A 14784-nucleotide genomic window follows, 5' to 3' on the forward strand; every position below is an offset into this window, starting at 1 on the left:
CGCCGGTAGACTCGACGGGCGAATGGGTCGGCTGGACGGTCGCGTGGCGGGCAACCGCACCGAGGAACGTCCGGGCTCCACAGGACAGGACGGTGGGTAACGCCCACCCGGAGTGATCCGCGAGACAGTGCCACAGAAAGCAGACCGCCGGCGTCCGCGCCGGTAAGGGTGAAAGGGTGGTGTAAGAGACCACCGGGGTCGTGGTGACACGACTCGCACGGTAAACCTCGTCCGGAGCAAGGTCAGACAGGGGATGTTGACGCGGTCCGCTGAGTCCCCGGGTAGACCGCTGGAGCGGCACGGCAACGTGTCGCCGAGAGAGATGGCCGTCCACGGGGCTCACGCCCCCGGACAGAACCCGGCGTACAGGCCGGCCCATTCGCCTAACCGCCTCGACCCGCGCCCGCGTTAGACGCACTTCCCCGCATCAGGCGCGAGTACGGATGCCGCGAGGCAGCGCCATGCTTCCTGAGTGCGTCCTATCCTCGCTATCGAGAAGCGCGAACCTGGGACCTGAATCTCAGTGTGGGTGGAATCATCGATGCTAGGCAGCGCGATTTAGCGGCTATGCTAAATGAGCGCAATACCTGAGCTTGGGGGGAGCCTTAAGGTGCAGTACGTCATCATATTTTTCGCGATCGTCTTGATCATCTCTTTGCTAGTGAACTTCTGGTACCTCGCGATTCCCGCGGCGATCATCGCGGTGATTGCTTGGAAAACGCCGAGCATTGTTCGCGAGATGCGCAAGCGTAGGTACTTCGCCAGTGAGGATTTCGCTGCGCATAAGGCGGAGATAGCGGCGCTCACTTATGAACACAACGAGGTCACCCAGTACGTCGCCGAGATTCGGGATCGCGGGTCCTTTGAGGTCGGCGCCACGGGAACGGGGCGGCACGCGCACCTCGCCACGTTTGAGAACACCAGCGCCCACAACTATCGACGGGACCGCAATGTCGCGGAGTACGCGGCGAGTAACGTGCACAACTGCTCGCTGCAGTTGGTCAGAAACGCCGCGAGCAACCCGATCAAGTACGTAACTAAGTACTTTGACATTAAAGCAGACGAGGACACGCTCGCCGACGTCGAGACGCTGGGGGAGAGTATCGCGAGCCTCGAAGCGGCAGTAGCAAACCTTCGGGCCCGCGAGTCGCAGATCGTGGGCGTAGTTAGCCCGCCTCCGTTCATCATGAGGTACTTCGCGGACGAGTTCATGTCGCAGGTCGGCGTCAAGTTGTCGCCTGTGTCCGTTCCCTACCCGGAGTACCGATTCGAGTATGTGAGCGCTGGCGGCAACAGCTCCCAGCGCACCACGGTGAAGTTGGACACTCCGGCGATCGACGCGATGGTCGAGTTCCTCGCTCAGTCGATCAGGTTCCGGAAGTCTGCCGCGGGGCAGCGGGCGCTGATGACTGCCAGGCTCCGCGCCTACATCAAGGATCGCGACGGATGGGCATGCAAGAGCTGTGGCGCGTCCGTTCGGGTCGAACCGAATCTCCTCCTGGAAGTCGACCACATCGTCCCTGTGTCGCGCGGCGGGATGACGGTTGAGGAGAACCTGCAGACGCTCTGTTGGCGTTGCAACCGTTCTAAGTCAAACAAGCTCATCGCCTCCTGATCTCGCACCCCCGCGGTCACGGCTGAGCGCGTAGGTCTCTTCCGCTCGGCGTATCGTCGCTCGGTGGTGTCGCATCGTCCGATTTCTGCTCCCGGGGACGCGCACAGCGTGACGAACGCTCAGCTACAGCGTGGGCGCAGGGCCGTTATGCCCGGCCACAGAGCCCGGCGTACAGGCCGGCCCATTCGCCTAACCCCGCTTCACGTCAGGCGCACTTCCGCGCATCAGGCGCGGCTTGAAGCGCGCGGGATGCGCGGAAGTGCGCCCGAAGCCGCAGCTGCCGGCGAGACCTCGCCGTGCGGGGTCAGTGGGCGGTCGTGCCGGCGAGGTCTTCCGTCGTCTCGTCGAGGACACCGGGGCGTTCGCCCGCGAGCGCGAGGGCCGCTGCGCCGATGATGCCGGCGTTGTTGCGGTGGACGGCGGGCACGATCGGCGTCTTCAAGTCGAGCAGCGGCAGGAACTTGTCGGCATGCTTGGACACTCCACCGCCCACGACGAAGAGATCGGGGGAGAAGAGGAACTCGATGTGGCTGTAGTACCACTGCAGGCGCTCGGCCCACTCGGGCCAGTCGAGCTCGTCGCGCTCCATCGCCGAGTACGCGGCCCAGGCCTCGGCATCCTTGCCGTGTTTCGCCCGGTGCACGTGCCCGAGCTCGGAGTTCGGGATGAGCACGCCGTTGTAGATCATGGCCGAGCCGATGCCGGTGCCGAGCGTCGTCAGGATGATGAGCCCATCCTGGTCGCGCGCGGCGCCGTAACGCAGCTCGGCGACGCCGGCGACATCCGCGTCATTGGCGAAGTGGATCTGACGGCCGAGGCCCTTCTCGAAGAAGCTCTCGGCTTCGAAATCGATCCAGGTGTCTGCGACGTTGGCCGCCGAGAGGGTGCGGCCGTTCTTCACGATCGCGGGGAAGGCCACGCCGAGCGGCACGTCGCCCGCGTCGGTCACCTCCAGTCGGTCGAGCACGACCTTGACGGCATCGAGGACGTCTTCGGGCTCTGCCCCGTGGGGCGTGGCGACCTTGATCCGATCGGTCAGGAGCTCGCCCGTCGACAGGTCGACGACGGCTCCCTTGATGCCGGTTCCGCCGATGTCCACTCCGACGGCCCGCGTCGCACTCGCACTCATACGGCTCAGCCTATCGAGCGCGAGCCGGTCGGATTAGGCTCGGGCTGAGCGCCACCGCAGGCGCAGTCTGGAGCGACCATGCCCGAGAGCCACGACGAGTACTGGTACAACCTCACGACGCACGAGGTGGAGCACGGCAAGCAGTCGCCGGGCGCCGATCGTGCCGGCCCTTTCGCCTCCGCCGAGGAAGCAGCGCGGGCTCCGCAGATCATGGCGCAACGTGCGCAGGCATGGCGCGAGGATGAGGCTCGGGAGGACGACTGGGGCACGCCGCCGTCGGAGGGCGCTCGCCGCCAGTAGTCTGGGATCCGACCCTGTCTCGGAGAGGACGCGATGGACAAGCAGCGGGACTTCGTACTGCGAACGATCGAGGAGCGCGGCGTCAAATTCGTGCGGCTCTGGTTCACCGATGTGATCGGCACCCTGAAGTCGGTCGCGATCGCCCCGGCAGAGGTCGAGGGTGCTTTCGCGGAGGGCCTGGGCTTCGATGGCTCGGCCATCGAGGGACTGACCCGAAGCTACGAGTCGGACCTGCTCGCGCACCCCGACCCGACGACGTTCCAGCTCCTGCCCTGGCGCGGCGAGATCGACCCCACCGCTCGGATGTTCTGCGACATCACGACGCCGGACGGCCAGCCCGCCGTCGCCGACCCGCGCAACGTGCTCAAGCGGACCCTCGCGAAGGCCGCGGACGCCGGGTTCACGTTCTACACGCACCCCGAGATCGAGTTCTACCTGCTGAAGTCGTCGTCGTACGGGCCAGACGGTCCCGAGCCGGTCGACTCAGCCGGCTACTTCGACAACGTCCCCGGCGGCACGGCGCATGACTTCCGCCGGCGCTCGGTGCGGATGCTCGAAGACCTCGGCATCTCGGTCGAGTACAGCCACCACGAGGGCGGCCCGGGCCAGAACGAGATCGACCTGCGCTACGCCGACGCCCTCGCGACGGCCGACAACATCATGACCTTCCGGACCGTCATCAAGGAAGTGGCGATCGAGCAGGGTGTCTACGCGACCTTCATGCCGAAGCCCCTCAGCGGCCACCCGGGCAGCGGTATGCACACCCACATGTCGCTCTTCGAGGGCGACGTGAACGCGTTCTACGAAGAGGGTGCGCAGTACCAGCTCTCGCAGACCGGTCGACAGTTCATCGCCGGTCTCCTCCGTCACGCCAACGAGATCTCGGCGGTCACCAACCAGTTCGTGAACTCGTACAAGCGTCTGTGGGGCGGCGACGAGGCCCCGAGCTTCATCACGTGGGGTCACAACAACCGCTCGGCGCTCGTGCGCGTGCCCATGTACAAGCCGAACAAGAGCCAGTCGTCCCGCGTGGAGTATCGTGCGCTCGACTCGGCTGCCAACCCGTACCTTGCCTACGCACTGCTGCTCGCAGCGGGACTGAAGGGCATCGAAGAGGGCTACGAGCTTCCCGCCGAGGCCGAGGACAACGTCTGGTCGCTCACCGATTCGGAGCGTCGGGCCCTCGGTTACGCGCCGCTTCCCGCGAGCCTCGATCACGCTCTCGAGTACATGGAGGAGTCCGAGCTCGTCGCCGAGACGCTCGGCGAGCAGGTGTTCAACTACGTGCTGTTGAACAAGCGTCGCGAGTGGCAGAACTACCGCGCCCAGGTGACGCCGTTCGAGCTCAAGAGCAACCTGGAGATGCTCTGAGGCCATGACCCGGTCACCTCGTTCGACCGGGCTGACGGGGCTGGCCCGGGCGGGCTTCGATGACCTCGCGCGCGCGGATGCCGACCTCGCCGAGCTCGCCGAGCTGACCGGCATCGAGCGCGAGGAGCTCGTCGGATCGGCGGAGCTGGCGGCGGACCCCGACGGAGCGGTGGCGGCGCTGCTGCGCATCGCCCGCCGGGATGCCGAGATCGTCACCGACACGCTGCGACGGCGGCCTGCGGCGGTGTGGTCGGTGCTCGGCGCGTCGCTCGGGCTGGCCGACTTCTACCTGCGGCATCCCGAGGAGCTCGCCGATCTCGCCTCCGACGGCGACGGACTTCCCACACGCGACGAGCTGAGCGCGCAGATGCTGGATGCCGTCGGCGCCGAGGACGGCTTCGCGGCCTCCTGGGGTGACGAGGCCTGGGTCGCGCTGCGGGTACGATACCGCCGGATGCTGGCGCGCATCGCACGGTTCGACCTCGCGGCATCCGACCCGACGATCATCCTGCACGCGGTCGCTGCGGCCCTCGCCGACGCTGCCGGTGCCGCCCTCGAGGCGTCTCTCGCCGTCGCGCGCAGCAGGCTCGTCGCCGGCGTCCCCGGCGCGGCGCGTTCCGAGCGCGACGCCGTCGCCGCGACTCGCCTCGCGATCATCGGGATGGGCAAGTCCGGGGCGCGCGAACTGAACTACGTCAGCGACGTCGACGTCATCTTCGTCGGCGGATCAGCCGACGAAGCCGTCGTCTCGGAGTCGCAGGCCGTCGAGATCGCGACGAGACTCGCGATCCAGACGATGCGGGGCATCTCGGAGGTGGAGGTCGAGCCGCCCCTGTGGGAGGTCGACCCGAACCTGCGGCCCGAGGGGAAGCAGGGGGCACTCGTGCGCACCCTCGAGTCGCACGTCGCCTACTACGACCGCTGGGCGAAGAGCTGGGAGTTCCAGGCTCTGCTCAAGGCGCGGCCGCTCGCCGGCGACCCGGAGCTGGGGGAGCAGTACGTCGACGCTGTCCAGCCGATGGTGTGGGCGAGCGCGGCTCGCGAGAACTTCGTCGAGAGCGTGCAGAAGATGCGCGAGCGGGTGACCGACCACATCCCACCGGGCGAGGTCGCGCGGCAGCTCAAGCTCGGACCGGGCGGCATCCGCGATGTCGAGTTCACCGTCCAGCTGCTGCAACTCGTGCACGGCGCCTCCGATGACCGCATCCGGGAACGGTCGACTCTGGACGCCCTCGACGCGCTCGTGTCGGAGGGGTACATCGGACGCGAGGACGCGTCACGCTTCGCATTCGACTACCGGCGTCTGCGCGTCATGGAGCACAGGCTGCAGCTGCGCGAGCTGCGCCGGACCCATCTCATGCCCGAGGACGGGGCGGCGCTGCGAACGCTCGCGCGCTCGTCGCGCATCGGCGACGGCGGCGACCGGGTCGTCGCGGTGTGGGAGGAGATCAAGCGCGAGGTGCGTGAGATCCACGTGCGGCTGTTCTACCGGCCGCTCCTCTCGGCGGTCGCGGCGCTGCCCGCCGATGAGCACACGCTCTCGCCCGACGCGGCGAAGGCCCGTCTCGCCGCGATCGGGTTCCGTGATCCCGCGGGCGCGCTGCGGCACATCGGCGCCCTGACGAGCGGCCTCAGCCGCAAGGCCGTCATCCAGCGACACCTCATGCCGGTCATGATCCGCTGGTTCGCCGATGGCGTCGATCCGGACTACGGACTGCTCGCGTTCCGCCGCGTCAGCGAACGGCTGGGGAACACGCCGTGGTTCCTTCGGATGCTGCGCGACTCGGCGGGTGCCGCCGAGCGTCTCACCCGGCTACTCTCGGGCTCGCGCTACGTGGGCGAACTGATGGAGTGGATCCCCGAATCGATCGCCTGGCTCGACTCGCCTGATCAGCTCCGGCCGCGACCCGGATTCGTGCTGCAGGAGGAGGCGCGCGCGATCCAGACCCGACACGCCTCGATCGATGACGCGATGTCGGCGGTCCGCGCCCTTCGGCGGCGCGAGCTGCTGCGCCTGGCGATGGCGGCTGTCGTCGGCGATCTGTCGATCGAAGAGCTCGCCGAAGGCCTGACCACCATCACGGAGGTCACCATCCAGGCGACGCTGCGCGCCGTGCGGCGCGAGGTGGTGCCGCCAGAGGACGACCGCCTCGACTTCTCGGTCATCGCGATGGGGCGTTTCGGCGGTGCCGAGCTCGGGTTCGGATCGGACGCCGACATCATCTACGTCTTCGACGCGAATGGGGTGCCGGCGCAGCGGGCTCAGGAGCTCGCCCTCCAGCTCGTTCACGGCGTGCGCCGATACTCCGAGGATCACCGTCTGCCGCTCGAGCTCGACGCGGGCCTGCGCCCCGAGGGCCGCAACGGTCCACTCGTGCGCTCGCTGGAGTCGTACGCGGAGTACTACCGGCGCTGGTCGCTGTCGTGGGAGGCGCAGGCGCTTCTGCGCGCTCGGGGCGTGGCGGGCAGTGTGACGCTCATCGATCGCTTCCTCGCCCTCGCCGACGACCTGCGTTATCCGGTGGCCCCCGACCCTCAGGGCCTCCGCGAGATCCGGCGTATCAAGGCGCGCGTCGAGAGCGAGCGACTGCCCCAGGGGCAGGACCGCTCCCGGCACCTCAAGCTCGGTCCGGGGGGCCTGAGCGATGTCGAATGGCTCGTGCAGCTCATCCAGCTCGAGCACGCTCACCGCGTAGCGGGCCTGCGCACGACCTCGACGATCGCCGCACTCGGGGCGGCAGTAGAGGCCGACCTCATCCCGCGGGATGCCGCGGAGAAGCTCGCTGCGGCATGGCGGCTGGCGAGTCGGCTGCGCTCGGCGAACACCCTGCTGTCGGGACAGACGAGCGACGTCCTGCCGACCGATCGTGGCCGACTGGACGGAATCGGTCGTTTGCTGGAGTATCCGGCGCGATCGGCGACCATCGTGGAGGAGGATTGGATGCGCGCTGCGCGTCAAGCCCGCCGCGTGTTCGAGAAGCTCTTCTACGGCTAAGGGGAAACATGTCGGTTGGTCTGCTGGCTGTCGTCGACGACATCCTGAGCGCGGCGCTGCGCGCCTCCGCGAAGTCGGCGGGTGTCGTGATCGACGATGCCGCCGTGACGCCCCAGTACGTGCAGGGGATCACGCCCGCTCGCGAACTGCCGGTCGTGGGGAAGATCGCGCTCGGCTCGATCGCGAACAAGTTCCTCATCATCATCCCGGTCGCGCTGCTGCTGACCGCGTTCGCGCCGGCTGTGCTGCCCTTCCTTCTCATCCTCGGTGGAATGTTCCTCTGCTACGAGGGAGCCGAGAAGGTGCTGGAGTGGTTCGGGGTGCACCACGGGGCGGAGGACGACGGCCCGCGCGACGAGAAGAAGCTCGTGCTCGGCGCTGTCCGCACCGACCTCATCCTCTCAGCCGAGATCATGCTCATCTCGCTCTCGAACCTCGACGAGGGGATGGGCATCTGGCAGACCCTCGCTGTCCTGGCCGTGATCGCCCTGCTCATGACGGGAATCGTCTACGGAGCGGTCGCGCTTCTGGTGAAGATCGACGACATCGGCCTGCGGATGGCGAAGAACCCGTCATCTCGCGTCCGGCACACCGGCATGCGGATCGTCCGGTCGATGCCCGCTGTGTTCCGCGTGATCAGCGTCGTGGGCACCGTCGCGATGCTGTGGGTGGGCGGTCACCTCGTGCTTGCGAACCTCGGCGAGGTGGGAGTGGCCTTCACCCTCGACCTGCTGCACGGGGTGGAGCACCTGCTCGAAGCCGCGGGCGGTGTGGTCGTCTGGATCGGCGAGACGGCCGTGTCGGCGATCGCCGGGCTGCTCGTCGGGCTCGTGATCGTCGGTGTGCTCACGGTGATCCGGCGCCTCCGGCACAGCGAACCGCAGCATGCCGGAGGCGCCGGCACGCATTGAGCGTCAGCGCTCGCCGCGCTCGGCGTTCGGAATCCGGTTCTGCTCCGCCTCGACGGGGTCGGTGTCGAGATCGGGCACGATCGAGGTGTCGTCGCGATCGGTGTCCTGCGCGGCGGGGTCGGCGATGGGCTGCTGGTCACGGGATGCATCGGTCATGACGGCAGTCCACCGCGGCGTCGGCATCCGGTCACGGTGGTTGACACGAAGTCAAGCCGCCTGCACTCGGTTCCCGGCTCTCATAGCCTGACGAGGTGATGACGACCTCGACGCTGCCTCGCCCGGAGCGTGTCGGATGGTCGCCCCGGCGGATCTCCGTCGACGGGCTCGCGTTCCGCGTCTGGAGCTCCGCCACCGAAGCGTCGCCTCCGAACATCGTGCTTCTCCACGGGGTGGGGATGTCGCACCGCTCGTTCCTCCGGCTGCACCCGCTGCTCGCGCGGAGCGCATCGGTGCACAGCGTCGATCTGCCCGGCTTCGCGGGCCTGCCGGCGCCGCGTCGGAATGTGCCGGTCGCCGCCATGTCGGATGCGCTGGCGGAGGTGCTGGGTCGCGTGCTCGCGGGACCCGTTGTGCTCGTCGGGCACTCGATGGGGGTGCAGTGGGCGGTGGAGACGGCGTCGCGGCATCCGGATCTGGTGAGTGGGCTCGCCCTGATCGGCCCGGTCGTCGATGATCACCACCGCACGCTCGGCGCGCAGGCCCTGGCACTGTCCCGCGATGGACTGCTCGAGCCGCCCCGGGTGAACGCCCGCGTCACGCTCGACTACTTCCGAACCGGCCCCCGCTGGTTCTTCGCGCAGGTCCGGCACATGCTCGCCTATCCCATCGAGGAGCGCGTGGCGCAGCTGAATGTGCCGACGCTTCTCGTACGCGGCGGCCGCGACCCGATCGCGGGGGACGCGTGGGTCGAGCGCCTCGCCGCCCGAACGGCACGAGGCAGCGTCCTCGTCGTACCGGGTAAGGGCCACCACGTCGAGCGCACCGCGGCGGAACCTGTCGCCCGCGGCATCCTCGCGATGGCCGCGTCGAGGGACCCGGGAGAGGGCCCGTGATCTTCCGCCCCGTGAGGAATGCCGCGTGGTGGATCGCGGACTACGCCTACGCCGTCGTCTGGCAGGCTCGCGCCTTCTTCTCGCGGACGGATCCCGGCGACTTCGGGTCGGGGGATGGCACGCCCATCGTGGTGCTGCCCGGCGTCTACGAGACGTGGCGCTTCCTGCAGCCCCTGATCACCGAGCTGCACGACCGCGGGCATCCGGTTCATGTGATCGCCGCGTTGGGGCGGAACCGCTGGCCGGTGCCGCGTGCCGCGCGCTACGTCGCGGAGTACCTGCAGCAGCACGATGTCGACGACGTCGTGATCGTCGCGCACAGCAAGGGCGGCCTCGTCGGCAAGCAGGTCATGGCGGACCCCGCCGTCGGCGGTCGCGTCCGGGGGATGGTCTCCGTCGCGAGTCCGTTCGCCGGATCTGCCTACGGCCGGCTCATGATCGTACCGACGCTGCGCGCGTTCTCGCCGAGTGCGCCCGGGATTCTGGCGCTGGCGCGCGAAGTAGCACCCAACCCGCACATCGTGTCGGTCTACGGCGAGTTCGACCCGCACATCCCCGGTGGAAGCGAGCTCGACGGCGCGCGTAACGTCCGGCTCGAGACCGGAGGACATTTCCGCATCCTCGCGCACCCGCGGGTCATCGCCGAGGTCGTGCGGCTGGCCGAGTGAGGCTCGTCAGTTGATGATCTCGGCGCGTTCGGCCGCCATCCGATCGATGCGTTCCCGCCACGTCTGCAGCGCCTCGGCCGAAAGCCGCGTCCAATCGGTGACTTCGGCGACGACGCGCAGGGGAGCTGCAGAGCGGTACGACCGCGTGGGGTTGCCGGGGAACTTCTTGTCGGTGACGTTCGGGTCGTCCTCGAACTCGCCGGTGGGCTCGACGACGTAGACATGCGGCTCACCCGGGACTGGGGCGATCTCGGCCGCGAGACCGGCGCCGTCCTTCAGCGCTGTGAAGTACACGTGGTTCATCGTGATCTCCGGGCGGTAGTTCGATGGGAAGCCCGGGGTGAGCAGGTCGCCGACGCGCAGCGACGCCTTCGTACCGTGGAAGAACGGTCCGGGGATGTCGGTGAGATTCACCCGATCAGGATCGCTTCGCTGTCGCCGCTGTGCAAGCTCCAGAAAATGACGGCGCCCCGCCGCCCGACTCGTGCAGAGCGGGCGACGGGGCTCGTCGCAGCCGAGGCGTCAGACGCCGAAGTACAGCTCGTACTCGTAGGGGTGAGGACGCGCGTTGATCGGCTGGATCTCGTTCTCGATCTTGTACTCGATCCAGGTCTCGATCAGCTCGGGCGTGAAGACGCCGCCGGCCAGCAGGAACTCGTGGTCGTTGCGCAGCGCCTCGAGGGAGTCGAGCAGCGAGTTCGGAACCTGCGGGATGTTCTTGGCCTCCTCGGGCGGCAGCTCGTAGAGGTCCTTGTCGACCGGCTCGTGCGGCTCGATGCGGTTCTTGATGCCGTCGAGGCCGGCCATCATCTGAGCGGCGAAGGCGAGGTACGGGTTGCCCGACGCGTCGGGGGCGCGGAACTCGATGCGCTTGGCCTTGGGGTTGGTGCCCGTGATCGGGATGCGGATGGCCGCCGAACGGTTGCCGGCCGAGTAGACCAGGTTGACCGGAGCCTCGTAGCCCTTGACGAGACGCTTGTACGAGTTGAGCGTCGGGTTGGTGAACGCGAGCACCGCGGCAGCGTGCTTGAGCAGGCCGCCGATGTACCAGCGTGCGATGTCGGAGAGCCCGCCGTAGCCCTTCTCGTCGTAGAAGAGGGGCTCGCCGTTCAGCCACAGCGACTGGTGGGTGTGCATGCCCGAGCCGTTGTCGCCGAAGAGGGGCTTGGGCATGAAGGTCGCGACCTTGCCCCACATCTCGGCGGTGTTCTTGACGATGTACTTGAACTTCAGGATGTCGTCCGCCGAGTGCACCATGGTGTCGAAGCGGTAGTTGATCTCCTGCTGTCCACCGGTGCCGACCTCGTGGTGGGCGCGCTCGAGCACGAGGCCCGACTCGATGAGCTTGAGGGAGATGTCGTCGCGCAGGTCGGCGGTCTTGTCGACGGGCGAGACGGGGAAGTAGCCGCCCTTGTACGCGGTCTTGTTGGCGAGGTTGCCGCCCTCTTCGACGCGGCCGGTGTTCCAGGCGCCCTCTTCGGAGTCGACGGAGTAGAAGCTCGAGTTCTGCTTCACTTCGTAGCGGACGTCGTCGAAGATGTAGAACTCCGCCTCGGGGGCGAAGAACGCGGTGTCGGCGATACCGGTCGAAGCGAGGTACTTCTCGGCCTTCTTCGCGACCTGGCGCGGGTCCTTCGCGTAGATCTCGCCGTTGCGCGGGTTGTAGATGTCGAAGATCATGATCAGCGTCTTCGCCTCACGGAACGGGTCGACGTAGGCCGTCGAGACGTCCGGGATCAGCTGCATGTCCGACTCGTGGATGTTCGCGAAGCCGCGAATGGACGAGCCGTCGAACAGCTGACCGACCGTGAAGAACTCCTCGTCGACGGTCGAGGCCGGGATGTTGAAGTGCTGCTGCACGCCAGGGAGGTCCGTGAAACGGATGTCGAGGAACTTGACGTCCTCGTCCTGGATGAACTTGAGCACCTCGGAAGAATCTTTGAACATGGAGTCTCCAAGATCGGGTGAGGAACAGCCTGGAGTCATCCAGACCTCTTCGAACCTATCGGCATCCAGTTGCCCGGCAGTATCTCGGATGTTTCCGGGATGTTACGCGGCCGGCCCCCGTTTAGGCTGGTGGAGTGCCCGAACCCCTGCGCGAGAACACCTATCCCGGCGAGCGGTTGGGGCGTCCCGAGTACGGCCCCGGCAGCGTCGGCCGCCTGGGACGGCGGCTCGCGGCGCTGGTGATCGACTACGCCGCGGCCACGCTGCTCGCGACCGCGTTCCTCGGTTTCAACCAGTTCGCCCTTCCGGGCGAGGCGGGAGTGACGCAGTTCGCGCCGATCACCGTCTTCGCCGCGCTCCAGGTCATCTTCATCCCGCTCATCGGGGGCAGCCCGGGTCACCGCATCGTGGGCCTGCGCCTCGAGCTCCTGCACGGCGGCTGGACGGGCCTCTGGCGTCCGATCATCCGGACGCTGCTCCTCGTCCTCGTCATCCCCGCCGTCGTGTTCGATCCCGACCAGCGGGGCCTCCACGACAAGGCGGCCGGCACGATCCTCGTCCGGGCCTGATCCCGCCAGCCTCGGGCCGGGTGGAACTCAGCGGGGTCGCTGGGCGCGGGCCTTCATCGGGTCGACGCCCTTCGGGATCGGCAGCGAGGTGACCGACTGCGAGACGGACTCGATGCGCTTGATGACGGCTGCCATCGTCGTGCGGTCGATCGCCTTCGGCAGCGCCTTGATGGTGGGGGCGAGCTTGGCGATGGGGACCTCGTCCTCGCCGTGGCCGACGTACAGCACGTGGATCGGCACACCCGAGGCCACGCGCTTGACCTTGCTGCGCTCGTCGTTGATCAGTCGCGTCAGACGTCCGCGGGCACCCTCGCCGATGATGACGACACCGCCACGGCCGACGGCCCGGTAGACCGCTTCCTGAGTCTTCGGGTTCACGCCGACGGGCATCTCCGAAGCCTGCCACTTTCGGCCGAGGTTGGTCGAGATGATGTGCCCCGTCGCTCCCGGCATCCCGTCGATGCGCTTGTACATCGCCCGGGTCGCCAGTCGCGTCATGGTGATCATGGCGCCGAGGATGCCGAAGAGCAGACCCGTGACGCCCCACAGGATGATGCTCCAGATCGCTCCCGGCGGGATGAGGAAGCCCACGAGGACGCCGAGACCGATGCCGACGACCACGATGCCGATGAGCAGCCACGGCAACCAGCTGTAGTACTCCTTCGTGAAGGTGAAGAGGGAGCGGAGCTGGGAGAAGAATCCGGGGCGCTTCTCGGGTGCGGTGCTGCGGGACGACATGCTCACAGCCTACCTTTTCGGCCGCCCCGTTCCGCCTGCACAGGCACCGTCGCGCGATCACTGTGCACATCGGCACCGGAAGGTCGCAGGCGCGCCGGGCGCCATCGCGAGACTGGGGCCATGATCCGAACGGGCAATCTCGACGTCACCACTCCGTTACGCCGCGTCGCGCCTCCGGAGGTGCCTTTCGCCGGGGAGATCCTGGCGACGTCCGACGGCGCGGTGTACCGAGTCTCTGCGGCGGACGTGCCGCGTCCGGCGTGGGCGGCGCGGCCGGACGGTCACCTGCTCGCCGTCGAGGACGTGGACCGGATCGCGGGGACGACCGTGGCGATTCTGCCGCTGCTCGACACACGCCTGTGCGGTGGTGAGCAGCCGTTCGACCTCACGCCCGGCCAGGCGGTGACACTTGCGGTCAGCGTCCTCCGAGGGGCGGCCGAAGCGGCGGAATCGGACTGTCATGAGGGGGAGTGGTGGTCGACGACCCAGGGACGACCTGTGCTCGTGCCGAGCGGAGACCGCGCATGGGAACTCTCGTCGCGGCTGGTGCTCGACCGGATCGCGGACGCCGTGCTGCCCCGGCGGATCCGTGACCGACTCGACGAGGCGCTGAGCGACCGGGTCACGCTGCCTTTCACGGTGCCCGGCCTCGAGGACGACCTCTTCGCGATGGCGACCCCGGAGCCGTTCGCGGTGTCGGTGTCGGCGTCATCTCCGTCCGCGCGCAACGTTCGCGAGCACGACGCCGCTGGCCATCCCGGCGCCCGGCCGGGCCTGGCTCCGCTGGCACGGGATGCTGCCGCCGGGCTCGTCGATGGCGAGGTCGTCGAGCGCCTGACCGATGTTCTCAGCTCGGTGCGCGCCGCAGTCCGACGCGTGTCCGACCGGCTCCCGGCCCGGCGGCGAGGCCATGGCGCCGAGGCCGACGACAAGAGCGGGGGAACCGCGACCGGGCGGCGACGCGTCCCGATGGTCGCGCTCGCTGCGGTCGCCACGACGCTCGTGGTGGGTCTGCTGTGGCCGGAGGGTGGCGAGAGCGACAACGGATCCGCCTCGGCCCGAGACGTGCCCGAAGACTCGATCATGCGCCCGACGCCGAGGCATGACGCAGCACAGGAGACGTCGGCCGCGCCGGTCCCCGCCGCCGAGGAGGCTCCTGCGCCGGTCTCCGGCGCGCCCGAAGGCGACGAGGAGGCCGACCCGGTCGGGAGCGCCATCGACGAACTCGCGCGATGCTGGCGGGAGGAGGATGAGCAATGCCGTGCGGCGATCCTGGAGCGTCCGGATGCGGCGCTCCCGGAAGGCGTCGCGACGTCCGCCGGCCCCCGAGAGGTGGCCCTCCTGGATGATCTGGGCGGAGTCGAGGTGGTTCGCGTCGACGACCCATCCGGGACGCTGCCTGCGCAAGTCGTCGTGCTGGTTCGGCGTGACGACAAACGGCTGGTCCGCGACGTGTATGACGTCGCGGACCAGCCGTGAGGTGGGTGCT

Annotated in this window: 14 protein-coding genes and 1 other RNA gene; 10 read left to right on the forward strand and 5 right to left on the reverse strand. The window is 68.2% G+C overall.

What is annotated here, in order from left to right; translation table 11 throughout:
• Window positions 1–23: 23 nt before the first annotated feature.
• Both rnpB and P6897_RS06585 read left to right on the forward strand, forming a co-directional pair.
• An RNA gene (gene rnpB, locus P6897_RS06580) (RNase P RNA component class A) lies at window positions 24–382 on the forward strand.
• A 192-nt stretch (window positions 383–574) separates the two neighbouring features.
• Entirely contained in the window at window positions 575–1615 is a 1041-nt protein-coding gene (locus P6897_RS06585; RefSeq protein WP_274177677.1) for an HNH endonuclease signature motif containing protein, read from the forward strand.
• A gap of 304 nt (window positions 1616–1919) precedes the next feature.
• On the opposite strand, the gene ppgK is transcribed toward P6897_RS06585, so the two are convergent.
• On the reverse strand, window positions 1920–2744 hold the full coding sequence (gene ppgK, locus P6897_RS06590; protein WP_282502404.1) for a polyphosphate--glucose phosphotransferase: 825 nt from the start codon (window positions 2742–2744) through the stop codon (window positions 1920–1922).
• 78 nt (window positions 2745–2822) lie between these two features.
• Here ppgK and P6897_RS06595 point away from each other — a divergent pair, with 78 nt between their 5' ends.
• From P6897_RS06595 to P6897_RS06610, 4 genes are read left to right on the forward strand one after another with little or no spacing between them, the layout of a single operon-like run.
• Window positions 2823–3044, forward strand: coding sequence for an SPOR domain-containing protein (locus P6897_RS06595; RefSeq protein ID WP_114587856.1), 222 nt, complete (start codon window positions 2823–2825; stop codon window positions 3042–3044).
• A gap of 33 nt (window positions 3045–3077) precedes the next feature.
• The gene (gene glnA, locus P6897_RS06600; RefSeq protein WP_064956796.1) at window positions 3078–4415 is read left to right on the forward strand and encodes a type I glutamate--ammonia ligase; all 1338 of its coding nucleotides are present in this window, start codon (window positions 3078–3080) and stop codon (window positions 4413–4415) included.
• A gap of 4 nt (window positions 4416–4419) precedes the next feature.
• On the forward strand, window positions 4420–7410 hold the full coding sequence (locus P6897_RS06605; protein WP_282502405.1) for a bifunctional [glutamine synthetase] adenylyltransferase/[glutamine synthetase]-adenylyl-L-tyrosine phosphorylase: 2991 nt from the start codon (window positions 4420–4422) through the stop codon (window positions 7408–7410).
• A gap of 8 nt (window positions 7411–7418) precedes the next feature.
• Window positions 7419–8321, forward strand: a complete 903-nt coding sequence (locus tag P6897_RS06610; RefSeq protein ID WP_269266546.1) for a DUF808 domain-containing protein — start codon at window positions 7419–7421, stop codon at window positions 8319–8321.
• Window positions 8322–8324: 3 nt separating this feature from the next.
• On the opposite strand, the gene P6897_RS06615 is transcribed toward P6897_RS06610, so the two are convergent.
• On the reverse strand, window positions 8325–8477 hold the full coding sequence (locus P6897_RS06615) for a hypothetical protein (RefSeq protein WP_269266545.1): 153 nt from the start codon (window positions 8475–8477) through the stop codon (window positions 8325–8327).
• A 98-nt stretch (window positions 8478–8575) separates the two neighbouring features.
• Between P6897_RS06615 and P6897_RS06620 the strand changes: the two genes are divergently transcribed.
• Both P6897_RS06620 and P6897_RS06625 read left to right on the forward strand, forming a co-directional pair.
• Window positions 8576–9373 carry an alpha/beta fold hydrolase gene (locus P6897_RS06620; protein WP_274178022.1) on the forward strand — a complete coding sequence of 266 codons (798 nt, stop codon included), beginning with the start codon at window positions 8576–8578 and terminating at the stop codon, window positions 9371–9373.
• An 11-nt stretch (window positions 9374–9384) separates the two neighbouring features.
• Window positions 9385–10041, forward strand: coding sequence for an alpha/beta hydrolase (locus P6897_RS06625; RefSeq protein ID WP_282502407.1), 657 nt, complete (start codon window positions 9385–9387; stop codon window positions 10039–10041).
• 6 nt (window positions 10042–10047) lie between these two features.
• Here the strand turns inward: P6897_RS06625 and arr are convergent, their stop codons facing one another.
• Both arr and glnA (P6897_RS06635) read right to left on the reverse strand, forming a co-directional pair.
• The gene (gene arr / locus P6897_RS06630; RefSeq protein WP_282502408.1) at window positions 10048–10455 is read right to left on the reverse strand and encodes an NAD(+)--rifampin ADP-ribosyltransferase; all 408 of its coding nucleotides are present in this window, start codon (window positions 10453–10455) and stop codon (window positions 10048–10050) included.
• Window positions 10456–10563: 108 nt separating this feature from the next.
• Window positions 10564–11988, reverse strand: a complete 1425-nt coding sequence (gene glnA, locus P6897_RS06635; protein WP_274177679.1) for a type I glutamate--ammonia ligase — start codon at window positions 11986–11988, stop codon at window positions 10564–10566.
• 134 nt (window positions 11989–12122) lie between these two features.
• On the opposite strand from glnA (P6897_RS06635), the gene P6897_RS06640 reads away from it, so the two are divergent.
• The gene (locus P6897_RS06640) at window positions 12123–12557 is read left to right on the forward strand and encodes an RDD family protein (protein WP_240309658.1); all 435 of its coding nucleotides are present in this window, start codon (window positions 12123–12125) and stop codon (window positions 12555–12557) included.
• Window positions 12558–12584: 27 nt separating this feature from the next.
• On the opposite strand, the gene P6897_RS06645 is transcribed toward P6897_RS06640, so the two are convergent.
• Window positions 12585–13295, reverse strand: coding sequence for a DUF4191 domain-containing protein (locus P6897_RS06645; protein ID WP_112614144.1), 711 nt, complete (start codon window positions 13293–13295; stop codon window positions 12585–12587).
• Between the two features lie 120 nt (window positions 13296–13415).
• On the opposite strand from P6897_RS06645, the gene P6897_RS06650 reads away from it, so the two are divergent.
• Entirely contained in the window at window positions 13416–14774 is a 1359-nt protein-coding gene (locus tag P6897_RS06650; protein ID WP_282502409.1) for a hypothetical protein, read from the forward strand.
• Window positions 14775–14784: the final 10 nt, after the last annotated feature.

Source organism: Microbacterium sp. BDGP8, from assembly GCF_029991045.1.
In the GTDB taxonomy this organism is placed as follows: Bacteria; Actinomycetota; Actinomycetes; order Actinomycetales; family Microbacteriaceae; genus Microbacterium; species Microbacterium plantarum.

Coding starts and splice junctions, on each gene's coding strand:
- P6897_RS06650 (WP_282502409.1), top strand. CDS start 13,416: ATGATCCGAACGGGCAATCTCGACGTCACCACTCCGTTACGCCGCGTC.
- P6897_RS06585 (WP_274177677.1), top strand. CDS start 575: ATGAGCGCAATACCTGAGCTTGGGGGGAGCCTTAAGGTGCAGTACGTC.
- P6897_RS06645 (WP_112614144.1), bottom strand. CDS start 13,295: ATGTCGTCCCGCAGCACCGCACCCGAGAAGCGCCCCGGATTCTTCTCC.
- glnA (WP_064956796.1), top strand. CDS start 3,078: ATGGACAAGCAGCGGGACTTCGTACTGCGAACGATCGAGGAGCGCGGC.
- P6897_RS06610 (WP_269266546.1), top strand. CDS start 7,419: ATGTCGGTTGGTCTGCTGGCTGTCGTCGACGACATCCTGAGCGCGGCG.
- P6897_RS06620 (WP_274178022.1), top strand. CDS start 8,576: ATGACGACCTCGACGCTGCCTCGCCCGGAGCGTGTCGGATGGTCGCCC.
- P6897_RS06605 (WP_282502405.1), top strand. CDS start 4,420: ATGACCCGGTCACCTCGTTCGACCGGGCTGACGGGGCTGGCCCGGGCG.
- glnA (WP_274177679.1), bottom strand. CDS start 11,988: ATGTTCAAAGATTCTTCCGAGGTGCTCAAGTTCATCCAGGACGAGGAC.
- P6897_RS06595 (WP_114587856.1), top strand. CDS start 2,823: ATGCCCGAGAGCCACGACGAGTACTGGTACAACCTCACGACGCACGAG.
- P6897_RS06615 (WP_269266545.1), bottom strand. CDS start 8,477: ATGACCGATGCATCCCGTGACCAGCAGCCCATCGCCGACCCCGCCGCG.
- ppgK (WP_282502404.1), bottom strand. CDS start 2,744: ATGAGTGCGAGTGCGACGCGGGCCGTCGGAGTGGACATCGGCGGAACC.